The 23,539-nt window shown below is 68.3% G+C and carries 22 protein-coding genes; 9 read left to right on the top strand and 13 right to left on the bottom strand.

Translation table 11 applies throughout. The features are described from left to right. Complete coding sequence (locus tag MME74_RS04080; RefSeq protein WP_267417433.1) at window positions 1-333, bottom strand: PadR family transcriptional regulator; 333 nt, start codon at window positions 331-333, stop codon at window positions 1-3. A gap of 86 nt (window positions 334-419) precedes the next feature. Between MME74_RS04080 and MME74_RS04075 the strand changes: the two genes are divergently transcribed. From MME74_RS04075 to MME74_RS04065, 3 genes are all read left to right on the top strand, one after another. Beyond that, window positions 420-1,439, top strand: a complete 1,020-nt coding sequence (locus tag MME74_RS04075) for a GNAT family N-acetyltransferase (protein ID WP_267417432.1) — start codon at window positions 420-422, stop codon at window positions 1,437-1,439. A 172-nt stretch (window positions 1,440-1,611) separates the two neighbouring features. Then, complete coding sequence (locus tag MME74_RS04070; protein ID WP_267417430.1) at window positions 1,612-2,748, top strand: Fic family protein; 1,137 nt, start codon at window positions 1,612-1,614, stop codon at window positions 2,746-2,748. A gap of 1 nt (window position 2,749) precedes the next feature. After that, on the top strand, window positions 2,750-3,733 hold the full coding sequence (locus MME74_RS04065) for an o-succinylbenzoate synthase (RefSeq protein ID WP_267417429.1): 984 nt from the start codon (window positions 2,750-2,752) through the stop codon (window positions 3,731-3,733). Window positions 3,734-3,774: 41 nt separating this feature from the next. On the opposite strand, the gene MME74_RS04060 is transcribed toward MME74_RS04065, so the two are convergent. After that, window positions 3,775-4,398, bottom strand: a complete 624-nt coding sequence (locus tag MME74_RS04060) for a TetR/AcrR family transcriptional regulator (RefSeq protein WP_267417428.1) — start codon at window positions 4,396-4,398, stop codon at window positions 3,775-3,777. Between the two features lie 131 nt (window positions 4,399-4,529). On the opposite strand from MME74_RS04060, the gene MME74_RS04055 reads away from it, so the two are divergent. Both MME74_RS04055 and MME74_RS04050 read left to right on the top strand, forming a co-directional pair. Next, entirely contained in the window at window positions 4,530-7,325 is a 2,796-nt protein-coding gene (locus MME74_RS04055) for an MMPL family transporter (RefSeq protein WP_267417427.1), read from the top strand. Next, the gene (locus MME74_RS04050; RefSeq protein ID WP_267417426.1) at window positions 7,322-9,295 is read left to right on the top strand and encodes a YhgE/Pip family protein; all 1,974 of its coding nucleotides are present in this window, start codon (window positions 7,322-7,324) and stop codon (window positions 9,293-9,295) included. The genes MME74_RS04055 and MME74_RS04050 overlap by 4 nt, the downstream gene beginning before the upstream one ends. Window positions 9,296-9,502: 207 nt before the next feature. Here the strand turns inward: MME74_RS04050 and ccsB are convergent, their stop codons facing one another. From ccsB to MME74_RS04020, 6 genes are all read right to left on the bottom strand, one after another. Continuing rightward, a complete protein-coding gene (ccsB, locus tag MME74_RS04045; RefSeq protein WP_267417425.1) occupies window positions 9,503-10,477 on the bottom strand; it encodes a c-type cytochrome biogenesis protein CcsB in 975 nt (324 codons plus the stop codon). 9 nt (window positions 10,478-10,486) lie between these two features. Next, window positions 10,487-12,265, bottom strand: a complete 1,779-nt coding sequence (gene resB, locus MME74_RS04040) for a cytochrome c biogenesis protein ResB (RefSeq protein ID WP_267417424.1) — start codon at window positions 12,263-12,265, stop codon at window positions 10,487-10,489. 34 nt (window positions 12,266-12,299) lie between these two features. After that, window positions 12,300-13,079 (bottom strand): cytochrome c biogenesis CcdA family protein, encoded by a 780-nt coding sequence (locus MME74_RS04035; protein WP_267417423.1) that lies wholly within the window; start codon window positions 13,077-13,079, stop codon window positions 12,300-12,302. Between the two features lie 16 nt (window positions 13,080-13,095). Next, complete coding sequence (locus MME74_RS04030) at window positions 13,096-13,746, bottom strand: TlpA family protein disulfide reductase (RefSeq protein ID WP_267417422.1); 651 nt, start codon at window positions 13,744-13,746, stop codon at window positions 13,096-13,098. A 62-nt stretch (window positions 13,747-13,808) separates the two neighbouring features. Beyond that, entirely contained in the window at window positions 13,809-14,156 is a 348-nt protein-coding gene (locus MME74_RS04025; RefSeq protein WP_267418516.1) for a MerR family transcriptional regulator, read from the bottom strand. Between the two features lie 547 nt (window positions 14,157-14,703). Then, the gene (locus tag MME74_RS04020; protein WP_267417421.1) at window positions 14,704-15,936 is read right to left on the bottom strand and encodes a S1 family peptidase; all 1,233 of its coding nucleotides are present in this window, start codon (window positions 15,934-15,936) and stop codon (window positions 14,704-14,706) included. Between the two features lie 73 nt (window positions 15,937-16,009). Between MME74_RS04020 and MME74_RS04015 the strand changes: the two genes are divergently transcribed. Then, window positions 16,010-16,423 carry a hypothetical protein gene (locus MME74_RS04015; protein ID WP_267417419.1) on the top strand — a complete coding sequence of 138 codons (414 nt, stop codon included), beginning with the start codon at window positions 16,010-16,012 and terminating at the stop codon, window positions 16,421-16,423. A 102-nt stretch (window positions 16,424-16,525) separates the two neighbouring features. On the opposite strand, the gene MME74_RS04010 is transcribed toward MME74_RS04015, so the two are convergent. Then, entirely contained in the window at window positions 16,526-16,792 is a 267-nt protein-coding gene (locus MME74_RS04010; RefSeq protein WP_267417418.1) for a hypothetical protein, read from the bottom strand. Between the two features lie 238 nt (window positions 16,793-17,030). Further along, window positions 17,031-17,420 (bottom strand): MerR family transcriptional regulator, encoded by a 390-nt coding sequence (locus tag MME74_RS04005; RefSeq protein WP_267417417.1) that lies wholly within the window; start codon window positions 17,418-17,420, stop codon window positions 17,031-17,033. A 527-nt stretch (window positions 17,421-17,947) separates the two neighbouring features. Here MME74_RS04005 and MME74_RS04000 point away from each other — a divergent pair. Further along, window positions 17,948-18,841, top strand: coding sequence for an NAD(P)/FAD-dependent oxidoreductase (locus MME74_RS04000; protein WP_267417416.1), 894 nt, complete (start codon window positions 17,948-17,950; stop codon window positions 18,839-18,841). 99 nt (window positions 18,842-18,940) lie between these two features. Here the strand turns inward: MME74_RS04000 and MME74_RS03995 are convergent, their stop codons facing one another. Next, window positions 18,941-19,570 (bottom strand): histidine phosphatase family protein, encoded by a 630-nt coding sequence (locus MME74_RS03995; protein WP_267417415.1) that lies wholly within the window; start codon window positions 19,568-19,570, stop codon window positions 18,941-18,943. Window position 19,571: 1 nt separating this feature from the next. Then, window positions 19,572-19,955 (bottom strand): DUF5684 domain-containing protein, encoded by a 384-nt coding sequence (locus MME74_RS03990; RefSeq protein WP_267417413.1) that lies wholly within the window; start codon window positions 19,953-19,955, stop codon window positions 19,572-19,574. Between the two features lie 131 nt (window positions 19,956-20,086). On the opposite strand from MME74_RS03990, the gene aspS reads away from it, so the two are divergent. Then, window positions 20,087-21,868, top strand: coding sequence for an aspartate--tRNA ligase (aspS, locus tag MME74_RS03985; protein WP_267417412.1), 1,782 nt, complete (start codon window positions 20,087-20,089; stop codon window positions 21,866-21,868). Between the two features lie 177 nt (window positions 21,869-22,045). Here aspS and MME74_RS03980 read toward each other — a convergent pair whose 3' ends face one another. After that, entirely contained in the window at window positions 22,046-22,831 is a 786-nt protein-coding gene (locus tag MME74_RS03980) for a sulfite exporter TauE/SafE family protein (RefSeq protein WP_267418515.1), read from the bottom strand. 123 nt (window positions 22,832-22,954) lie between these two features. On the opposite strand from MME74_RS03980, the gene MME74_RS03975 reads away from it, so the two are divergent. Next, window positions 22,955-23,470 (top strand): GNAT family N-acetyltransferase, encoded by a 516-nt coding sequence (locus tag MME74_RS03975; protein ID WP_267417411.1) that lies wholly within the window; start codon window positions 22,955-22,957, stop codon window positions 23,468-23,470. Window positions 23,471-23,539: the final 69 nt, after the last annotated feature.

Below are 23,539 nucleotides of genomic sequence, written 5' to 3'. Positions count from 1 at the left end.
TCAGATCTCCTCGGAGGTGAGGGTCGCGATCGCCGTGGTGAGGGATCGCCATTCGTCGGTGAGGGTGTCGGCGAGGCGGATGCCGGCATCCGAGGTGCGGTAGAACTTGCGGGGTCGGGCCTCGTCGGTGTTCCACTCGCTCGTGAGGTACTCCTGCTTCTCTAGCCGGCGAAGCAGCGGATACAGCGTGTTCGCGTCGGTCGCGAAGCCGCGCTGCTCCAACTGCTCGAGCAGCCCGTAGCCGTAGCCCGGCGTGCGCAGCAGCTGCAGACACGCGAGCACCACGGTGCCGCGGCGCAGTTCCTGCAGGTGCGTGTCGAGGGCTTCGTTCATGTTCGTCACATTACTGTGCGTCACACACCATTGTCAATCACACGTCGATGGGTGACTCCCGAAATCCGACGGCGTAGCGTGGAGACATGACGATCGAGACCACGCGCATCGATCCCTTCGACGCCGACGCCGTGGACGCCTGGTGGGACGCCTATGCCGCCGCCGAGCGCGCGGACCGCGGGCAGGACACTCCCGTCTGGACGCGGGAGGAGAGCCGCAGCGAGTTGCAGCAGGAGTCGCAGGTCGTCGAGCGCCGCGCGTTCCTGGTGCGCGACGGCGAGGTCGTCGTGGGATCGGCGTCGCTCGCACTCCCCCAGAAGGACAACACCCACATCGCGCACCTCGCGATCGACGTGCCGCCCGAGCATCGTCGGCGCGGCATCGGATCCGCAGCCCTCGCCTTCCTCGAGCAGGAGGCGACGGCCGACGGGCGCACCACCCTGCAGGGGAGCACCTCCTGGCGCTACGAACTCGGCACGGACGGCGCCGGGGCCCCCGGCCGCGAGTTCGCCCGCCGACACGGATACGCGCTCGCACTCGGGGACGTGCAGAACCGTCTCACCCTCCCCGTCGACCTTGCACTGCTCGACCGCGTCGAGGCGGACATCGCCGCCGCGACCGGCGGATACGAGCTCCGCAGCTGGATCGGCCCGGTTCCGGACGACGTGGTGGAAGGCTGGGCGATCCTCGACGCCTCGGTCGAGACGGAAGCCCCCAGCGGCGACCTCGACATCGAACCCGCGAAGCCCGACGTCGCCGCCATCCGGGAACAGGAGGAGCTCCTGGGCCGGCAGCATCGGACGTCGATCGGCACGGTCGCCGTCACGCCGAAGGGCGAGGCCGCCGCCTACACGCAGCTGGTGATCTCCGGTGACGACGGCAACGCGTACCAATGGGGCACGCTCGTGCGCACGTCCGACCGCGGCCACCGGCTCGGCACCGCCGTCAAGCTCGCGAACCTCCGACTGCTGCAGCACGAGGCCCCGCAGGTCCCGGCGGTGTACACCTGCAACGCCGAATCCAATGCGCACATGCTCGCCGTGAACACGCTGCTCGGGTTCGTGCCGACCGAGCGGATGGGCGAACTGCAGAAGCGCCTAGGCTGAGCGTCCGACGACTCACCCGCCCGGCGGGCGCAAGAAACGCTCACCGCCCGAGCAAATTCTTCACGGCGCGCAAAAGCGCAAGTTCCGCATGAAACAAGGGATCCACCTGCACTTCCGGCAAGAAGTCTGACAGAATCAGAGAAAGTTCCCGCGACGGATCGGAGAAGTCTCGATGACCGACCTGTACCGGCTGCCGCAGCCCGCGTTCGATTCCGAACTCGTCCCGTTGCTCTTCGAGATCGAGCGTCTTCGCGCCGACGTCGGCGTCGGTACGGCGCACCGCGAGATCGTCTCGGAGCTGCATCTGCTCTTCGACACCGTGATGAGCGTGATCTCCGCCCGCATCGAAGGCAACCACACGACCGTGTACGAGGCCGTCGAGGCCTTGGGCGAAGCGGGAACGCGAAACCTCGCCGACCATCTCAGCGAGATCTCCAACATCGTCGAGGCCGTACGTCACCTCGACTCTCTCGATCCTCGCCACCCACTCACCCACCGTCTCCTCCGAGACCTGCACACGAGGACCGTCGACGGTCTCGTCCGCGAAGGGGATCCGACGCCCGGGGCCTATCGCGATCAGGAGGTCGCGATCGCCGGCTCCGCCCACGTCCCACCCTCCTGGGTCACCGTGCACGCGGAGATGTCGGACCTGCTCGACTTCGCGAACGCCGAGCGACCGATGCACGAGCAGATGATGCAGATCGCACTCGCACATCACCGCTTCGTGTGGATCCACCCATTCCGCAACGGCAACGGACGCGTGTCCCGCCTCTTCACGTACGCGATGCTCCGCAAGACGGTTTTCGCCACGCGTGGGTACAACGCGCTGAATCCTGCAGCGGTCTTCGGCAACGATCGGTCGGCGTACATCGCCGCCCTCGAATCCGCCGACGCTCTGGACGAAGAGGGCACCGTCTCCTGGGTCACGTTCTTCGCGCGGGGCATCCGCGACGACCTCGCCCGACTCGTCCAGTTGCAGGACCATGAATTCGTCGAGTCCGTCCTCGTCGGCCCCGCGCTGGCGCAGCTGACGCGGGACGGGGTCATCAGCCGCGCAGACGAGACGGTGCTTCGCGCGGTTCTCGCGGCAGGAGTCGTGAAGGCCGGCGATCTCGAATCGGTGATCCCCGGCACCGCCTCACAACGATCCCGGGTCATCCGGGCGCTCCTCGATCGCGGTCTGCTCCGCCAGGCGGAGGACGGCCCCCGCTTCTATCTGCTCTCCTTGAGCCGGGGGCCCCTTGCCTCACGTCTCATCCGACGCCTCAACGAACTGGGGCACCTCCCCAAGATCCTGGAGAACGATTGACATGATCCCGCCGCTCGCAGACCTGCTCGACTCGGCCAGGGTCGTCGCCCTCCCGATGCACAGTCGCTTCCGCGGCGTCGACGTGCGGGAGGCGCTCCTCTTCGAGGGGCCGGAGGGGTGGGCGGAGTTCTCCCCGTTCACGGAATACGAAGACGCCGAGGCCGCCACCTGGCTCGCCGCGGCGATCGACTACGCGTGGTGTCCGCAGCCGGCGCCGCTGCGTGACCGGATCGGCGTGAATGCGACGGTCCCGGCGATCGATGCCGCACGGGTCCCCGAGCTGCTGGCGCGGTTCGCGGGGTGCCGCACGGCCAAGGTCAAGGTCGCCGAGCCGGGGCAGACGCTCGCCGACGACGTCGCCCGCGTCCGTGCGGTGCGCGAGGCGATGGGCCCGGAGGGGCGCATCCGCGTCGATGCGAACGGCGCCTGGAACGTCGACGAGGCCGAGCACGCGGTGCACGCCCTGGGCGAATACGACCTGGAGTACGTGGAGCAGCCGTGCGCGACGGTGCCGGAGCTCGCCGATCTGCGTCGGCGCGTGAAGCACATGGGCATCCCGGTGGCCGCCGACGAGAGCGTGCGCAAGTCGTCCGATCCGCTCGCCGTGGCCCGCGCGGGCGCAGCCGACCTCCTCGTCGTCAAGGCTCAGCCGCTCGGCGGTGTCACGCACGCACTGCAGATCGTCACGGCCGCGGGACTCCCGGTCGTCGTGTCGAGCGCACTGGACACCGCGATCGGACTGTCCCAGGGCGCCGCTCTCGCTGCCGCGCTCCCGACGCTCGACTACGACTGCGGACTCGGAACGGCGTCACTCTTCCTCGACGACGTGGCCGACCGGCGCCCGGTCGACGGCTCGATCCCGGTCGGCCGGGTGACGCCGGACGCGGATGCCCTCACCCGCCTGGCCGCATCCGACGAGCGCCGTGAATGGTGGATCGCCCGACTCGCCCGCTGCCACTACGAACTGGCGGCCGCCGCGAACTGAGCCGGTGGACCTCTCCGCCCTCCACCCGGCGATCTTGCGGACTACGGCTCGATGAGCAGTTGCACCAGACGGCCGAGCTCTTCGCCACCGGAGTGCCGCAGCTGCGCATCGTCCTGGCCGGCCATGGCGCCGCGCACCGTCATGCCCTCCCAGATGATCATGAGCATGCGAGCAGCCGTCTCGGCCGGAAGGCGAAGGCGCAGCAGGCCGGCAGTGACGATGTCGTCGACGATCTGCGCAATACTCGAGACCATCTCGCGCTCCTGCATGAGGTAGGCCTCGCCGAACTTCGCGTCGCGCAGCGCACGGATGCGGATCTCGCTGAGCAGCATGACACCGAGACGGTCGTCTCCGCCGAGCTCCATGATCTGCTGCACGAGGTCGATCGGATCACACCCCTCGACCAGGGCACCGGCGGCCGTCAGCTCCTCGACGCGCTGGCGCACCGCGCTCACGCGCACCTCGGAGACGCTCGCGGCGAGCATGAGGAACAGCTCGTCCTTGGATTCGAAATTGGAGTAGAACGCGCCACGGGTGAAGCCGGCGCGCTCGCACACCGCCTCGACGGACGCGCCGTCGAGGCCGACCTCGGCGAAGACCTGGGCCGCCGCTTCGAGCAGGCGGGCCCGCGTGTTCTCTCGGCTGCGGGTTGCGGGTATCGACATCGAAACCTCCTGACCCCTCACTCTCGCATGATTCACACCCCGCACACAGGCTGAGCCGGGCGGGTCACCTTACGATACATCTATGTATTGGATACACCTGTGTATCCACCTCGTACCCCTCGGAGGAACGCGTGTCCACACTCCTGTCCTCGCTCGGACGCTGGTCCTTCCGGCACCCCTGGCGAGTCCTCGTGTCCTGGCTGCTCGCGCTCGGCATCGCCGGCGCCGGAGCACTCGTGCTGGGGGCGGGCACCGACAACACCTTCTCCATCCCCGGCACCGAATCGCAGGCCGGACTCGAGCAGCTCTCCCGCTCCTTCCCGCAGGTGAGCGGGACGAACGCGCAGTTCATCGTGGTGGCCGCCGACGGCGACAAGATCACGGATGACGACTACCGCGATCACATCGAGGATGCCGTCGACGAGCTGGGTGACCTCGACGGCGTGCTCGCAGCCACCTCGCCGTACGACGAGATGGTCAGCGGCATGATCAACGAGGACGACACCGCGGCGATCGTCCGCGTGCAGTTCGACGGCGAGTCCACCGACGTCTCCGACGACACGAAAGACGCACTGCGCACCGTCGTCAGCGACCTCGACTCCGAGCTCCCCGCGGGTTCGCAGACCTCGCTCGGCGGCGACCTGTTCGCGATCTCGATCCCCGGTGTCACGCTCACCGAGGCCGTCGGACTGCTGATCGCGCTCCTCGTCCTGATCGTCACGTTCCGCTCCTTCGTCGTGGCAGGACTCCCGCTGCTCACCGCCATCCTCGGCGTCGGCATCTCGATGGCCGGCATCTTCACCGCGACCGCGTTCGCCACGGTCTCCTCGACCACCCCGCTGCTGGCGCTCATGCTCGGCCTCGCCGTCGGCATCGACTACGCGCTGTTCATCATGGCCCGACATCAGGACCAGGTCCGCGAGGGGGTCGATCCGGAGGAATCCGCTGCTCGCGCAGTCGGCACCGCAGGGTCCGCCGTGGTCTTCGCCGGCGTCACCGTGCTCATCGCGCTCATCGGCCTCGGGTTCGCGGGCATCCCGTTCCTCACCACGATGGGCATCGCGGCCTCCGTCGCCGTGGCCGTCGCCGTCGCGATCGCCGTCACGCTCACCCCGGCGCTCCTCGGCTTCGTGAAGGGCCGGGTCGTGGGCCGACCGAAGCGCGCCCCGAAGGCGAAGAAGAAGAGCGCGAAGGACGGCTCCGGGGACGCGCCCGCCGCTCCGGTCCGCGTCGCGGGCAGCACCCGCTGGGTGAACGGCGTCACCAAGCGCCCGATCCTGGTGTCGCTCGCGGTCGTGATCGGCCTCGGCATCGTGGCCGTCCCCGCGCTGAGCCTGAACCTCGCGCTCCCCAACGCCGGCGTGCTCCCGAAGGACTCCGAGGCACGGCAGACCTACGACCTCGTGGGCGAGCAGTTCGGCCCCGGGTTCAACGGACCACTGATCCTCACCGGAACGATCGTCACCTCCACCGACCCGCTCACCCTGATGGAAGACCTCGGGGATGCCGTCGAGAAGATCCCCGGCGTGAAGGAGGTCGCACTCGCGACCCCGAACGAGACCGCGGACACCGGCATCGTGCAGATCATCCCGGAGACCGCCCCGGACGACCCGGCGACCGCCGACCTCGTGCGCGAGCTGAGGAGCCACCACGACGAGTGGCTCGAAGAGTTCGGCATCGATCTCAAGGTCACCGGATTCACGGCCGTCGGCATCGACATCTCCGATCAGCTCGGCCACGCACTGCTGCCGTTCGGCATCTTCGTCATCGGCCTCTCGCTGATCCTGCTGACCATCGTGTTCCGCTCGCTCTGGGTGCCGATCACCGCGGCCGCCGGATACCTGCTCTCGATCGTCGCCGCCTTCGGTGTGGTCGGTGCCGTGTTCGAGTGGGGCTGGTTCGCCGACCTGCTGCACGTCGCCAAGGTCGGACCGATCATCAGCTTCATGCCGATCATCCTGATGGGCGTGCTGTTCGGGCTCGCGATGGACTACCAGGTGTTCCTCGTCTCCCGCATGCGTGAGGATTTCGTGCACGACCCGGATTCGAAGAGCCCGGATCGCGCGAAGCGCCGCGCCGCAGCCCTGCGCACCGTGCGCAGCGGGTTCACCGGCTCGGCCAAGGTCGTCACCGCGGCGGGTCTCATCATGTTCGCGGTGTTCGTGGCCTTCGTCCCTGAGGGTGACTCGTCCCTGAAACCCATCGCGCTCGGACTCGCCGCCGGTATCGCGATCGACGCCTTCCTCGTGCGGATGACGCTCATCCCCGCCCTCATGGCGATCCTCGGCGAGCGCGCCTGGGAGCTCCCGCGCTGGCTGGAGAAGATCCTTCCCCGCGTCGACGTCGAAGGCGAGGCCGTGGAGCGCGAACGCCATCTGGCCGAGTGGCCGGGCGACGGGTCCGTGGTCGCCGCCGACAGCCTCGAGATCAGCGCGGATGCGCCCCTCGTCGAGGATCTGACGATGCGCATCCCGAACGGCGGCGCGGTCATCGCGACCGGCGGCGACCTACGGACGCGTCGGGCTCTGGCCCTCACGATCGCGGGACGCCTGACGCCCACGGACGGACGGCTCCGCGTCGCGGGCCACCTGCTCCCCGGACGCGCCGCCTGGGTGCGATCGCACGTCGGCTGCGTCCTGGTCGACGACGCGGATGCCGCACTCGCCGACCTGGCCGAGGCCCTGCGCGGGAAGTCGCAGATCGTCGTGATCGACGGCCTCGACCGCTTCTCGGGTGGCCAGCGCGACCAGGCGACGGCGATGCTGCGAGATGCCGCAGCCTCCCGATCGCTCGCGGTGTTCGCCACCGCCTCCGACGCCGACTCGGCACGGACCACTCTCGCCGAGGCCGGCTGGCCCGACGCACAGACTCTCGACACGCGCGCTCCTCGCCGGAGCACCGCAGAATCCACCGAGGTGACGGCATGACCCTCCCCATCGAGCGCGCGCGCTCCCGCAAGCCCATCACGTGGCTGACCATCCTCGGCGTGCTGCTGCTGCCGGCGGCGGTCGGCGGCATCCTGGTCGCGGCCCTGCAGAACCCGACCGAGCGCCTGGACTCGATGACCGCGGCCATCGTCAACCTCGACGAGCCCGTGACCATCGACGGGCAGATGACCCCGCTCGGACGTCAGCTCGCCTCCGGACTCGTGGAGGGCTCGGACGACCTGGATTCCAACCTCACGTGGGTGATCTCCAACAAGGACGACGCCGCCGACGGACTCGCCGACGGCTCGTACCAGGCCGTCATCACGATCCCGGAGGACTTCTCCGCGGCGGCGACCTCGGCCGGTCAGGCGATCTCCGACGGTGGCGGCAAGGCCGAGAAGGCGACCATCACCGTGACCACCCCGGACGACGGACTCGTCGCGGACGACCTCATCACGGGGCAGATCGCCGACGTCGCCGCCTCGACCATGGGCACCATGCTCACCGAGGCGACGACCGAGAACATCCTCGTCGGGTTCACCACGATCGGCGACCAGATCGGCGATGCGGCGGACGGTGCCCTCAAGCTCGCGAACGGCGCGCGGGATGCCGCGACCGGCGCGGCCGAGATCCCGGACGGCGCCACCAAGCTGGCCTCCGGCGCAGGACAGCTCGGGACGGGCGCCTCGTCGCTCGCGACCGGGCTCGACACGATCGCGGGCAAGACCCGCGAGGCCGCGGATGGTGCGGCGCAGATCGGGTCCGGGCTGACCGCCGGGGGAACGAAGCTGCAGGGAAGCGTCGCCGACGTGCAGAAGCTCGTGGGCGGAATTCAGGGGGCCTCGGCATCCGCGAAGTCGGCGGCATCGGGCTCGGCCGCGCTCGCGCAGAAACTGGCCGGACTGGCGGCTACCGCATGCGCCACTCCGGTGACGGACCAGGCGCAGTGCGATCTGCTCACCTCCCTCCGAGACGATGCGGGCGCCGTGGCGACGAACGCCGGGACCGCATCCGGAATCCTCAACGACCCGAAGGTCGCCGGCGGCGTCGGCGCCCTCCCGGGCACGTTCACCACGCTGGCATCGAGCATGACCCAGGCCGGGGCCGGGGCCACGCAGCTCGCGGGCGGCCTCACCCAGCTCGCCGACCAGGGCATCGGCGCATCCGCGACCGGCGCTCGCGGCCTCGCCTCCGGTGCGACCCAGCTGTCCGAGGGCGCCACCGCTCTCGCCGACGGCACGACCGAGCTCGCGACCGGGCTCGACACCCTGGCGACCGGAACGGGTGACCTCGCGGGTGGGCTGCGCACGGCATCCGACTCGCTCCCCTCGTTCAGCGACAGCGACTCGAAGTCCCTCGCCACGGTGATCGCCGACCCGGTGTCGTCGAACTCGTCGATGAACGCGATCTTCGGGCCGACCGCCATCCCCCTTCTCGCGGCCGTCGTGCTGTGGTTCGGCGGGCTCGCGACGTTCGTCGTGATGCGCGCCCACACGGCGCGCACCCTGACCTCCCGTCGCTCGTCCGCGACGCTCACGCTGCGGGCGTTCGCGCCGGCGGCACTGATCGGCGCCGGACAGGGTCTGCTGGTGTCGCTCATCGTGCAGATCGTGGCGAGCTATGACGCGGGAACCTGGTGGGCCTTCGCGGGAACGGCCGTGCTGGCCGGCGTGGTCTTCGCCGCGGTGAACCAGGCGCTGGTCGCGCTGTTCGGTGGTGTCGGACGATGGATCTCCGCCCTCATCGGCGTGCTGGCCGTCGCGACCGGGCTGATCTCGACCGTGCCCGACTGGCTGGCCGGCATCGGCGCGGCACTGCCGACGGCCCCCGCGTTCGCGGGCCTGATCGCCGGGAGCGGCTCCGCAGTGGCGGCGCTGGTGGTCTGGGGCGTGCTGTCCCTCGTGGCCACCACGCTCGCCGTGACCATGCGTCGCACGACCTCGGCCAAGGCGGTGCTCGCCACCGCCTGACCCGCACCTCTCCGGCCAGAACGGAGAGCATCCGCCCTCGGCCCGGCGCGTCAGCACACGACGCGCCGGGCCGAGGGCTTTCTCTCTGGGTTTCGGCACCGCCCCGCCTCAGCCATGGTCCCTCACAGTCCAAGCCGCAGCGCCCGGACGCACGAGACCCGCCCGCGCAGGTCAGCGCGGACGGGTCTCGGTGTCACCCGACGAGGGTCAGCTCAGGCCGGAGTAGGCGTGCAGACCCTTGAAGAAGACGTTGACGATCGTGAAGTTGAAGATCACGGCCGAGAAGCCGACGATCGCCAGCCACGCGGAGGGGTTGCCGCGCCAGCCGCGCGTCGCCCGAGCGTGGATGTAGCCGGCGTAGAGCACCCAGATCACGAACGTCCAGGTCTCCTTCACATCGAAGCCCCAGAAGCGGCTCCAGGCGTAGTACGCCCAGATCGACCCCGCGATGAGCGTGAAGGTCCACAGGATGAAGCCGATGATCGTGAACATGTACGCCAGGCTCTCCAGGCGCACGGACGGCGGGAAGGTGCGGAGGAAGCCGGGCCCGGTCTTCGCGGCCCCTTCTGCGACGAGCCGCTCCCGGCGCGACTGCATCAGCTGGATCACCGAGAGGGCGAACGCGAGCGCGAAGAACGCGGTAGCCAGCGAGGCGACGAACACGTGGATGACCAGCCAGACGCTCTTCAGCGGGTCCATCAGCGGGGAGACCTCGACGTAGAAGTTCGTCGCTCCGAGGCCCAGCAGCACCACGACCAGGCCGGTGATGAACGTGCCGAGGAAGCGCAGGTCGAGGCGCGTGAGCACCACGAGGTACACCGCGATGATGAGCAGCGTGCCCATCATCGCGAACTCGTAGAGGTTGGCCCACGGCACCCGACCGGCGGCGAGGCCGCGGGTGACGGTCGCCGCGAGGTGGAAGAGGAAGCCGAGGACCGTCAGCGAGGTGCCGATCCGGGCCATCACGAAGCGCTGCGGAGCGGCGTCCTTGCCAGGCGCGCCGGAGGACGCCGTGGCGGTGCCCCCGCCTGCTCCGACGAGGACCGCTTCCCGGACCGTCTGCGCGTCGGCCGTCGCCTGCGAGCGCCGCGCGAGATCGAAGGCATAGGCCACGAAGGCCGCCGCATAGATCGCGATCGCCGTCCAGAGCAGGACCGGCGAGATCACGTTGAGCTCGAGCATGGTGTCAGTCTACTTTCGGGTGTCGGTCGCCGGGGCCTCCGGCTGCGCGGACTCGTCCGCGGTGTCGTCGATGGTGGGGCGAGCCGTCGTGCCGCCCGCGGCGTCGAGGAGTCGTGCGTGGCCGGCGACGAGGTCGTCGACGGCGGCGGCGAGGGTCGGGTCCTCGCCTCGAGCGAGTGCGGCGTACTCGAGCGCCACCTCGCCGTCGTGCGCGGTCGCCTTGACCCACACGCGTCGGCGCGGCACGAACAGGGCGATCATGAGACCGCCGAGGGCCAGCAGCGCGAAGCCGAGCACCCACACACCCGACTCGTCGCGGTGGATCTGCAGCGAGGCGAAGCGCTTCACGGACTTCGAGGCGTCGGTCGCGCCCGCGGGCGACTCATCCTCGAAGGTCACGGAGCCGAGCCCGTTTGGCAGCTGCGCGGTCTGGCCGGGCGTGAGCTCGATCGACTCGACGTTCGTGGTGCGGCCGGTGAGCTTGGTCATCCCGGTCGTGTCGAGCACGTAGACCGAGCGCGGCACGCCCTCGTTGATGCCCAGGTCGCCCGTGTACACGTCGAGCGTGAGCGTCGGGTTCGTGAGATCGCCGTAGGCGGAGAAGAACGCGCCCGTGTCGAGCACGCCGGTGGTCGGGTAGAAGAACCCGACGAGGCCCACCTGCTCGGCCAGACCATCCGGGATCTTGAGCACGCCGAGCGAGGTCATGTTGTTGTCCTGCGGGAGGAACGGCGTGCTGTTCGTGAACACGACGTTGCCCTCAGGATCGCTCACCGTGACGGTCGGCGCGTAGCCATTGCCCAGCAGGAACACGTCGTCGTCGGCCACGGCGAGCGGCTCGTTGACCTTGACGGATCCCTCGCGCTCCTCGCCGTCCTCCTGCACGGTGACGTTGGCGGAGAAGTTGCCGGCCTGACCGGAGCCCGGCTCGCCGAACGGCTGGTAGGTCACATCGAAGGAGTCGAGACGCATCGAGTAGGGCGAGAACGCGTCATCCCCCACGAAGCGGCCGCGGTTCATGGAGTCGTAGTCGAGCAGGGTGTTCGCGAAGGTCTCCCCCTCGACCAGCACGCGCTGTCCGGTGTACGAGAACCCGCCGCCCACGCCGACCGTGACCAGCACGCCGACGAGCGCGAGGTGGAAGAGCAGGTTGCCGGTCTCGCGCCAGTAGCCGCGCTCCGCGGAGACCGAGAACGTGCGCCCGCGGTCGTAGCGCTCCACCCGATAGCCGAGCGCCTTGAGCTGTTTCGTGGCGACGTCGATCGACGCGGCGGCCTCGGCCTCGGCGTCACCGGTCTTCGTGCCGGTGTCGGCCGACGGGTCGCGAGTGACGGCGCGGTAGTCCTCGAGGCGCTGCAGGCGCGCGGGCGTGCGCGGCGGACGGGCGCGGAGGGCCTTGGCGTGGTGCTTGATGCGCGGGATCACGCAGCCGACCAGCGAGGCGAAGAGCAGCAGGTAGATCGCCGAGAACCACGGCGACAGGTACACGTCGAACATCTTGAGTCCGTCGAGCACCGGGAAGAGGTCGGGGTTGTCGCGCTCCCACTGCGTGACGCCGTTCGGGTCGGCCATCCGCTGCGGGAAGATCGAGCCGGGGATGGCCGCGATCGCGAGCACCAGCAGCAGGACGAGTGCCGTGCGCATCGAGGTCAGCTGGCGCCATCCCCAACGCAGCCAGCCGACGAGGCCGAGCCGCGGCTGGGTGATCGAGTCGTCGCCGTCGACGTGGTCGGACGGGCGGAGCGGATCGCTGGAGTCGCTGTTCACGGCACTCTTGTTCTTCGTCATGGTCTTCTCGGAGGGAGCGGACTTCTCTGAACGGTCAGAGCGGGAGGATGACACTGCCCATCACCGCCGTCAGCCGCGACATGATGTCGGTCCAGAGCCCGGTGACCATCAGGATCCCGAGCAGGATGAGCAGCACGCCGCCGATGACGTTGACGACGCGGATGTGGCGGCGCAGGAAGCCGATCGCCTTCGTCGCCCAGCCGAAGCCGAGTGCGACGAGCAGGAACGGGATGCCGAGCCCGAGGGAGTATGCCAGCCCGAGGGAGCCCGCCCGCACCGGGTCACCCGCGTTGAAGGAGAGGGCGAAGATCGCCGTGAGCGTGGGGCCGAGGCACGGTGCCCACCCGATGCCGAGGGCGATGCCGAGCAGCGGAGCGCCGATGATGCCGGCCTTGGAGTCGACGTGGAAGCGGAGCTCGCGCTGCGCGAAGCCGAACAGGCCGAGGAAGACCAGGCCCATGACGATGATGACCACGCCCAGGATGCGGGTGATGAGCTCGCCCCACTCCAGCAGGAAGACGTTGGCGATTCCGCCCAGTGCCGTGATCGAGACGAACACCAGGCTGAAGCCGAGGATGAACAGCAGCACGCCGAGGACGAGCCGGCCACGCGTCGCCGTCTGGGTCGCCGGGCCCTGCGAGCCCGCCCCGGAGACGGACGCCGTGCGCGGCGCGACCGTTCCGCCGAGGAAGCCGAGATAGCCCGGCACGAGCGGGAGCACGCACGGCGACAGGAACGAGATGAGTCCCGCCAGCATCGCGACGGGGATCGCGATCCAGAGGGCCCCCGAGCCGATGATCGCTTCAGGGTTCACGACGCTCCCTCAGTGATCACGACTTCTCCGCGAGTGCGTCCTTGACGAGCGTGGAGAGGATCGACTTCCCGTCGATCGGTCCGATGATGCGCGCGGCGACCCGGCCCTGCTTGTCGAGCACGAGCGTGGTCGGCGTCGCGGCGATCGGGGTCACCTTCGCGAAGGCGAGCTTGGCCTGGGCGGTGTCCACGTCGATCAGGCTCGGGTAGGTCACGTCGTACTCGTAGGCGAAGGCGACCGCGGTGTCGGCCTGGTCACGGGTGTTGATACCGATGAACGTGACGTCCTGGTCGCTGTAGTCCTGCCAGACGGCTTCCAGGTCGGCGGCCTCGAGGCGGCACGGCGCGCATCCGGCGTACCAGAAGTTGACGACCGTGACGTCGCCGGCGATGTCGGCGCTGTCGAATTTCTCGCCAGCCTCGGTCACGCCGCTGAACTCGACGGGCTCGCCGCGCTCGGCGACGGGGATCTCGACGATCGCGCCGTCGGCCGCGACATAGCCGGTGTTCTCCCCGTTGAGGAAGGATTCGCTGACCGGATCGGGAGCGCAGGCGCTCAGACCGATGGCGAGCACCGCAGCGAGCGCGGCACCGACCGCACGACGCGAACGCCGGGTGCGGGAGGAGCGGCCGCTGCGGATCGGACGGACCGTCGAATCGCTTGGCACGACTCCGAGTTTACGCAGAGCTTCCTATGCACGAGCCGGAAACGGGACCCTCCGCCGGGGTCTCAGAAGCGCGCCAGGACGTCGTCGACCCCCGCCCGGAAACGCGGGCAGGTCGCGATGTCGTGCGCACGGCAGCCCATCGCATGCTCGGTCATCTCGCGCGATCGACGCATCTCCTCCATGCGCCGGTCGAGGTCGTCGAGGTGCTGCTGGAGCACCTGATGCCGCCCCGCACTCCCGTCGTCGAGCAGCACCGCGATCTGCTCGACCGTCATCCCGGCGGCCTTGCTGCGCTGGATGACGGCGATGCGCACGACCTCGTCCTCGCCGTAGCGCCGCCGCCCCGCACCGTCCCGCGGCGGCCGGAGCAGACCGACGGACTCCCAGTGCCGCAGGACGTTGGTCGGCAGCTCGTGTCAATCGTCGACCGCCCTGGCTCGCGCCTGACACACCTGACCCGCGAAAACACGCGGCGCATGGCCGAGTCGCACCGACTCTTTCGTCGTAACAGTTGATCCGTTCTTGCACAGACCATTGGCGATGAGCGAGGGCATCTTGCAAGCGCTTTCTGCGCGCCGCAGTGTACGACCAGCTGGTCCGGTGCGAGTGAATTTTCGCTCGCACGAAGAGGCGGAGGGCCGGGATCTCCCGGCCCTCCGCGTGGGCATCTTCCCTAGCTCGTCAGTTCAGCATCGAGTCCCTCAAGCACGCCGCGACGAGCGAGTGGATCAAGAAGAACGTCTGTGCTCACCCGATACATCATGGGAAGCGATGACAAGTAGACCAACCCACAGCGCGCCACAATCTTTGGATTATGCCCATCTTCAGCAGACACCTCCGCTCTCCGCTGGTGCGCTGCGTGCGCGAACGGCGTGCGGATGATGACGATGCGCTGCGGGGTCGCTTTCCATCATCGACAGCCCGGAGCGCCCTGGGGAGGAACGAGCGGCGCGGCCCCTAGCCTGTGATGATTGCGATACTTAGGACGGACTGAGCGAATCCTGCCTGGCTGAAGGTTGAGTATCCCCCGAACTTCCCGTAGTGAATCCCGACGGCAGAGTTGTTAACGAACCAGGGTCCGCCACTGTCTCCGGGGTTGGTGAATGCACCGTTGGACTGCACCATCCTGCTGATGTAGGTGGAGGTTCCGTCAATGTTGGCATAGAACGCAAGCCCGACCTGCCGGACCGTTGTGCATGAATGGGCGGAGCGAGTCTTCCCGTAGTTGCAGATCGACTGCCCTGCAGACGGATAGACCACGCTCGTGATCGACCGGTAGGAGGAGGGGGCGATGATGATCGTGTTTCCGATCAAAGGATCAGACGAGGAGTGCTTTTGCACCTCTCCGTAAGCGCCCGCGTGCTGTCCACGGTGGACCGTGCCGTAGGTGCTGCCAGACGGTGTCCCTGCCGCGTTGGGACAGTGGGCAGCGGTCACGAAGCCCTTGTATTGAGGGCTTCCGAGGATCCGAATGTTGAAGCCTGCGGTGCAGCCGGAGATGCTCGTGCCGCCGCGGATGAGCTCCGGGTCGGTGGAGATGTCTTCGGTCGCCTCCACGACATCAATTTCGGCCTTCTCGCTGGATTTCACAACAGCGCTGACTGCGCGAGCGATGACTGAGTCGGCTACCTCTCCATCCTTAAGCTCGTATTGAATGCGGACGCTGCCTGCCGTCGGGTCCGTCTCGCCAACGAGCTGCGAGAAGGTGCCCGTAGCCAGGAGCTCGGACATCGCTTCATGGCGAATCTCCTCTGCTTCGGCCTCGGAGAGCTTTGCCCCGAACCGGACTTCTACTTTGACGGGAAGGTCCGCGAATAAGTCGGCAACCTTGCTGTCTTCCGCGCCCGTGAACGAGACCCATGCGGAGCTTTCACCGACAGCTCCCCACTCGGAGCTGGCATATCTGTCGGGGACACTCTCTATCGCTTTCGTCAGCGCCTCGAGGAACTCTTGCTGGCCGGCAAACTGACGTTGAGCAGCCTCTTCGCTGATCTTCAGGTCCTCGGCGAGCGCCTTCGCATCCTCCGGCAGCAACCGCGATGCCGACGCCGCTGAAGAGCCTCCAACGACCACCGTGGCGTCTTCACCACCGGCCGTCTCGTCTGCCATCGCCGGTGCGACACCGACCGCCGCCGCCACAAGTGCAACGCATGCACCCAGGGCTATGGATCTGTACTTTGAAATCTTCATTGATTCTTCTGACGCCTATGTACAAGGTGCCCAGAGCCTAGGGGCTCACCCATATGTATGCAATCATCAGCACATGAGGAAGATCCTCCCCACTCTCGTCGCAATTGTTCTGGTCGCCCTCAGTCTGAGTTCTTGCGCAACAGCGGCAGACAGGGCTGGCAATACGCCCGACGACGAGAACCCAGTCGTGCTTGTTCCGGATTCTGCTCCTTCGGCCCTACGAGAAGCGGAAGTGGACGGTGTCGTAGAACTCCGAGACGGCTGCTTCGTCCTGGCCTCCACCGCTGGCAATTGGCTCATCGAATGGCCGTACGGCACCATTCTTGGCGCTGACGCCGTTTCCGTAGAGAACGATCAGTTTGGAACTATCGAGGTAGGCGACACCATCCGCGGCGGAGGCGGCTACGGGACCAACGTCGAGGGTTGCGACGTAGATGGCGTAGAAGGCACTGTTTCGGTTGACCAGATCGCCGAGACCAACGGGTAGCGCTCCTTCCACCTGGAGACCGCGAAATCCCGCGTCTTCACGGTCACGTGCCCGCATTGTGGCAGGACTCGGCCCCCTTTACTCGCGTGGTGCGGGGCCTCGTCAAGTGCGAACCCAAGATCGAGACACCATGACCGCATTGAACATGGCCCCGTTCTCCTCTTCCTCCTCGACGAGGCGCCGCTCTACTGCTACGACAGCCGGCAGGACAATGCCACGACCTTCGCGGGGCTCGAAGTCGTCGGCATCGACAAGCTCGTGCCGGGCATCGGCGTCGAGGAGATCATCAAACACTGCTGGTTCGAGGAGCGTGCGAACGCGGATGCCGTGCACACCACCGGCGGCGGACTCCGCTTCGAGTACGACCATCCACGTCGACGACGCGAAGCGTAGCGAGCACAACCGCCGCTCGATTGCCTCTGGACCCGAGCCTCGCGCTACGTGGTCGCGCGGGTGCGGATGCTCGTCCTGATGTCATCGGTTTGCTCGTTCACGGCGTTGAGGTTCTGGCGCATGTGAGTGAACACCGGAGCCTGCCCCTTCGGGTCCGCAATCGTGAGGATCGCTGCATACGGGATCCCCTCCTCCGCCTCATCGGCCGTCGAGATTAGAAGCGGGACATCACGTCTGCGACGCCAGTACGGAAGCGCGGACAGGTAGCGATATCGTGCGACCGACAGTTCATCGCGTGCTCAGTCATCTCTCGTGAGCGTCGCATGTCTTCCATGCGCCGGTCTATATCGTCGAGGTGCTGCTGGAGTACCTGATGACGCTCTCTCGCCCCATCGTCGAGCATCACCCCGATCTGCTCCAATGTCATGCCGGCACTCTTGCTGCGCTGGATGACAGCGATTCGGACGATCTGGTCCTCGTCGTACTTCCGCCGACCGCCGGAGTCACGGCCGGGCGACAACAAGCCAACGGTCTCCCAGTGACGGAGGACATTGGTCGGCAAGGACATCTCCCGCGCGACGTCACCGATGCTCAGAAGTTTCACCACAAACCCCCTCGCTCCGCGTACACAGGCCAAAGCGCGACGCCCAACGCATCCTCCAACCGCGCAATCGTTCGCACGTCCGACCAACGCGCACCGGACAGGAGGTTGCGAATCGTCCCCTCATCGAGACCCGCATCGTCAGCGACGGATCGTACGCTCGCCATGCCGATAGACCGACGTAGATTGACGGCCAGGAGGCGGGCGGTCTCACCAGCAGGGTCCAACGAAGGCGTGTTCGGCCAAGAGTCGGTCAGATCAGCAGGCGACGGGCGCGGGGGCTTAGGCACAAGACTCTCCCTCGGTAACCACCGAAACCGCGGAATTCCGCGGGTCAACTAGGTTGCGTCGGGTCATGTCACTTCGACCGGTGCAGATTGGAGGTATCAAAACCCCAGGTCGCGTGACGAATGACAGCTCGAAGCGGGTGGCGACGTCGCCGACGGACCAGGGATGCTCCTCGCTTGACTTCATGTTGACATGAAGTCACAGACTGGCCGAGAACGCAACATCCCACCGGAAGGACCACCATGTACGACGCGATCGTGATCGGCGCAGGACCGGCAGGGCTGCAGGCCGCCCTGACCCTCGGACGCATGCACCGCTCGACCCTCCTGCTGGACTCGGGTGAGTACCGCAACGGCACCGTCCTGCACATGCACAACATGATCGGTGCGGACGGCACTCCGCCCGCGGAGTTCCGCTCGGACGCCCGTCAGGAACTCGCCGCCTACGGCGACGTGGAGATCCGCGACGCCGCGGCGACGAGCATCTCGGGTGCCGACGACGCCTTCCGGGTGGACCTCGCCGACGGCTCAGCTGTCGAAGGGCGCCGGGTCGTCCTCGCCACCGGCGTCGTCGACGACCTCCCCGCCGTTCCCGGACTGCAGGACCTCTGGGGAACCGTCGCGTTCAGCTGCCCGTTCTGCGACGGGCACGAGCACGCCGGGAAGTCGATCGGCATCCTCGGCGCCGCCCCGCGGGCCGAGCACCTCATCGGTCTGCTCGGCAGGATCGTCGGGGACATCACCGTGTTCCCGACGAGCGAGCCGTTCTCAGACGAGGATCGGCGGCTGCTCGAGGCGAAGGGCGCCCGCGTGAGCGGTGCGCCGGTCGCATCCGTCGAGAAGGACGACGACGAGGTGCGGGTGCGTACCGCGGACGGCGAGGCCGCGGTCGCCGGGGTCTTCGTCGCGTCGGGGACGATGCGTCAGCGGGCACCGTTCGCCGCAGGCCTCGGACTGCGCGTGCTCGAGTCCGGGTGCATCGAGATCGACGAGTTCGGCCGCACCTCGCTCCCCGGCGTCTTCGCGGCCGGGGACCTCGCGCACCGAGCGACGCTGCCGGGTCCGATGGCCTCGGTGCTGCTGGCCGCGGCCGCCGGTCAGCTGGCGGCGATCGGGATCATCCAGTCGCTCGCCTGAGCGGGCCGTTTCGTCTCGTCGCTGCGCTCCTCGCTCAACGACCGGTCTCCGCCCCCGGTCGTCGAGCGAGCGCAGCGAGACGAGACGCCCGCGCGGGCGTCAGACGGCGCCGACGTCCACCGCGCCGCCCGTGGCGGCGGGCTCCGCGTAGGCGACCTCGCGCCAGACGTCGCCGACGCGCTCGAACGAGGTCACGCTCGACAGGGCGCAGCGCCGCGTACGCGGGTCGTGCCGCAGCGGCAGACCCGCCACTCGCAGGTGCGTGATCCAAATCGGCGCCTGATGCGAGACCATCACGACGTCGCCCTCGGGGGCGGCATCCCATGCCTCATCCATCACGCCCAGCATCCGCTCCGCGATGGAGGAGTACGGCTCGCCCCAACTCGGCAGCGACGGCTGGCGCAGATGCCACCAGTTGAGGGGGTTCATCAGCGACCGGCGCATCTGGGCGCCCTCGAACACGTTCGTCGGCTCGATCAGGCGGATGTCGACCTCGGGCACCAGGTCGAAGCGCGCGGCGAAGGGTTCGGCCGACTCCTGTGCGCGCTCGAGCGGGGAAGCGTACAGCGCGGCGACCGATCGGTCGAGGGAAGCCACATGATCGGCTGCCGCTGCCGCCATCTCCCGGCCCGCCGTGCTCAGGTGATAGTCGGGCAGCCGACCGTAGAGCACGCGAGCCGGGTTGTGCACCTCGCCGTGTCGGACCAGGTGCAGCCGAGACGCCGTCATGTCACGCCTTGCTGTAGCGCGCGTCCCCGAAGCCGAGGATCAGGTACCCGATGTACGGGAAGAGGAACAGCAGGAAGAACGAGAAGACCCCGCCCTTGTTGAAGCGCTCGCCGAGCTTGAACGCGACGATGATCGCGAGGATCAGGTTCGCCAGCGGGATGAGGTACAGCAGCGCGAACCAGGCCGACAGGCCGGCGATGCGCACCAGGAGCACGACGTTCACGATCGGGATGATGGCCCAGATGCCGGCGTACCCGGCCTTCGTGAACACCTTCCACAGGCCGATCGCGACGAGAATGTAGAAGACGAGGGCGATCAGGCCGGTGGTACCGGAGAAGATCGCCCCGAAGAGATCGGGGAGGCCGTTGCCGTCGGAGATGTTCATGGGGGTCTGCCTTTCGTCGTGGCGATCCTACTGATCCGGCGACTCCTGCGCCGCCGACGGGGCCGATGACCGGTCAACCGCCCCCGTAGAATGGGCGAGTTCCCCATTTCCCAGATCAGAAGGAATACTCCGTGCTTCGCACCCACTCGGCAGGCTCTCTGCGAGCCGAGCACATCGGTCAGACCGTCACCCTCTCGGGTTGGGTCGATCGCCGTCGTGACCACGGAGGAGTCGCTTTCATCGATCTGCGGGATGCCTCGGGCATCGCCCAGGTCGTCATCCGCGACGAGGAGATCGCGCACCCGCTGCGCAACGAATTCGTGCTGAAGGTGACCGGCGAGGTCTCGAAGCGCCCCGAGGGCAACGCGAACCCGAACCTGCCGACCGGCGAGATCGAGCTCATCGCGACCGACGTCGAGGTGCTGAACGAGTCCGCTCCGCTCCCCTTCCAGGTCTCCACGGCTCTCGCCGACACCGAGACCGTCGGCGAGGAGGCGCGCCTCAAGTACCGCTACCTCGACCTTCGTCGCCCGTCGCCGGCCGCAGCTCTCCGCCTGCGCTCGAACGTCTACAAGGCGATCCGCGACGTGCTGCACGCCGACGACTTCACCGAGGTGGAGACGCCGACCCTCACCCGCTCGACCCCTGAGGGCGCCCGGGACTTCCTGGTGCCCGCTCGTCTGAGCCCCGGCAGCTGGTACGCCCTGCCGCAGTCGCCGCAGCTGTTCAAGCAGCTGCTGATGGTCGGCGGCGTGGAGAAGTACTTCCAGATCGCCCGCTGCTACCGCGACGAGGACTTCCGCGCCGACCGCCAGCCGGAGTTCACGCAGCTCGACATCGAGATGAGCTTCGTCGACCAGGAAGACGTGATCGCGCTCATGGAGTCGCTCATCGTCGCGATGTGGGCGACGATCGGCGTCGAGGTGGCCACGCCCCTGCCGCGCATGACCTACGCCGAGGCCATGGCCAAGTACGGCTCCGACAAGCCCGACCTGCGCTTCGGTCTCGAGCTCGTCGAGGCGACCGAGTACTTCCAGGACACCCCGTTCCGCGTCTTCCAGGCCGAGTACGTCGGTGCGGTGCGCATGCCCGGTGGTGCCTCGCAGCCGCGCAAGCAGCTCGACGCATGGCAGGACTGGGCCAAGCAGCGCGGCGCCCGCGGCCTCGCCTACGTCCTGTTCAACGAGGACGGCTCGCTCGGCGGTCCCGCCGCGAAGAACCTGTCGGAGGCCGAGCAGGCCGGGCTGGCGGAACTCGTGGGCGCCGAAGCCGGCGACTGCGTCTTCTTCGCCGCCGGTTCCACCAAGGAGAGCCGTGCGCTGCTCGGTGCCGCCCGCGTCGAGATCGGCCGTCGCCTCGGCTACCTGAACCCCGACGAGTTCGCCTTCACCTGGGTCGTCGACGCTCCGATGTTCGAGCCTGCGGCCGACGCCGTGGCCTCGGGCGACGTGGCCGTCGGCGCGGGAGCCTGGACGGCCGTGCACCACGCGTTCACGGGTCCCAAGCCGGAGTTCCAGGACACGTTCGACACCGACCCCGGATCCGCTCTCGCCTACGCGTACGACATCGTCTGCAACGGCTCCGAGCTCGGCGGCGGCTCGATCCGCATCCACCGCGAAGACGTGCAGAAGCGCGTGTTCGAGGTCATGGGCATCAGCGACGAGCAGGCCGACGAGCAGTTCGGCTTCCTCCTCGACGCGTTCAAGTTCGGCGCCCCGCCCCACGGCGGGATCGCGCTCGGCATGGACCGCGTGCTGCAGCACCTGACCAAGACCGAGTCGATCCGCGAGGTCATCGCGTTCCCGAAGTCCGGCAACGGCTTCGACCCGCTCACCTCCGCTCCGGCGCCCATCACCGACGCGCAGCGCGCCGAGGCCGGCGTCGACTACGAGCCCGAGGACGACGAGGCCTGACGCCCGCCGCCACGCGCGGCAGACGCACACACGCCGGATCAGGCGGTTCCGCGAGGGACCTGCCTGATCCGGCGTTGCTGTCCTCGCGGGCGTTTCGTCTCGCTCCGCTCGCTCAACGGCCGACGCACCGCGCATCCCGGTCGTTGAGCGAGGAGCGCAGCGACGAGACGAAACGCCTCAGCCGCCGATCGGCGCGAGCGCGGGGACGATGTTCTCGTTCCACACGTCGACACCGAGCTTCGCGATCAGGGCGATCACGACCACGAGGAACACCACGCGGATGAAAGTGGTCCCGCGCGAGATCGCCATCCGCGACCCCAGGTAGCTGCCCGCGACGTTCGCGACCGCGAGGATGCCGCCGAGCAGCCAGAGCACCGCACCGTGCGGGATGAACAGCATCAGAGCGCCGGCGTTCGTGGCGAGGTTCACGATCTTCGCCTTGGCGCTGGCCTGCAGGAAGTCGTAGCCGAGCAGCGCGACCAGGGTGATCACGAGGAACGTTCCGGTCCCCGGCCCGATCATCCCGTCGTAGAAGCCGATCCCGAGCCCCGCGGCACCGGCCATGATGTGGTGCTTGTGGCCGTGGAAGCGCAGCTGCGTCGCCGCGCCCATCTGCGGCCGGAACGCGGTGAACAGCGCCACCACGAGCAGGGCGATCACGATGATGGGCTTGAACGCGGCGGGCGGAAGCACCGTCGCGACGGCGGCGCCCCCGAACGAGCCGATCAGCGCGACGGCCGCCATCGGCAGGGCCGTGCGGATGTCGGGTTTCGCGCGACGGTAGTAGGTGACACTGCTGGTCGCGGTGCCGAAGACCGAGGCGAGCTTGTTCGTGGCGAGCGCCTGCACAGGCGAGATGCCGGGGATCAGCAGCAGTGCGGGGAGCTGCAGGAGCCCTCCGCCACCGACGACCGCGTCGATCCAGCCGGCGCAGAACGCGGCGATCACGATGAGGAGCAGCATCCCCCAGGTGAGCTGCTCCAGTCCGAGCACGGCGCCGATATCCACCCGGCCATGATTCCAGAGAGTCGGCGCCGCGCTCGCATCCGCTCCGACACCCGCCGCGCACGCTGGCAGACTGGTGCCATGCTCGACGCCCTGCCGCTGCCCCACCCGTTCGAATCGCGCATCGGAACCGCCCTCCTCCGCCGAGCGACGGCGGAGGACACGGATCCGGTGATCGCCCTGCTCGCGGACGACCCGATCAGCGCGGCGCGCGGCGACGTGGCCTCCGAGGAGGACCGTCCGGCATACGAGCGGGGACTACTGGAGATCCTGGCCGATCCGTCGAACGACCTGCTCGTCGTCGAACTCGACGGCCGGATCGTCGGCACGCTCCAGCTCACCTCGATTCCCGGGATGGCACGACGCGGGGCACGGCGGCTGCTCGTCGAGGCCGTGCGCGTGCAGAGCAGCCTGCGCTCGTCGGGCATCGGCTCGGCGGTCATGCGCTGGGTCGGCGAGGCCGCGGCCCCCGCGGTGGGCGCCACCATGGTGCAGCTCACGTCGGATGCGGCGCGCACCGACGCCCACCGGTTCTACGAGCGCCTGGGGTACGTGGGCTCCCATCGCGGCTTCAAGTACGCGGTTCCGCAGGGCTGAACCGCGCAGCACCTGGCCGGCAACCCGACCGGCCACCGGCCCGCCACCGTCCGTTCACCAGACCCGCGA

The sequence above is a fragment of the Microbacterium oxydans genome (assembly GCF_026559675.1).
In the GTDB taxonomy this organism is placed as follows: domain Bacteria; phylum Actinomycetota; class Actinomycetes; order Actinomycetales; family Microbacteriaceae; genus Microbacterium; species Microbacterium oxydans_D.
Note: the sequence above shows the minus strand (reverse complement) of the source record. Positions and strands in the feature narration are given on the sequence as shown.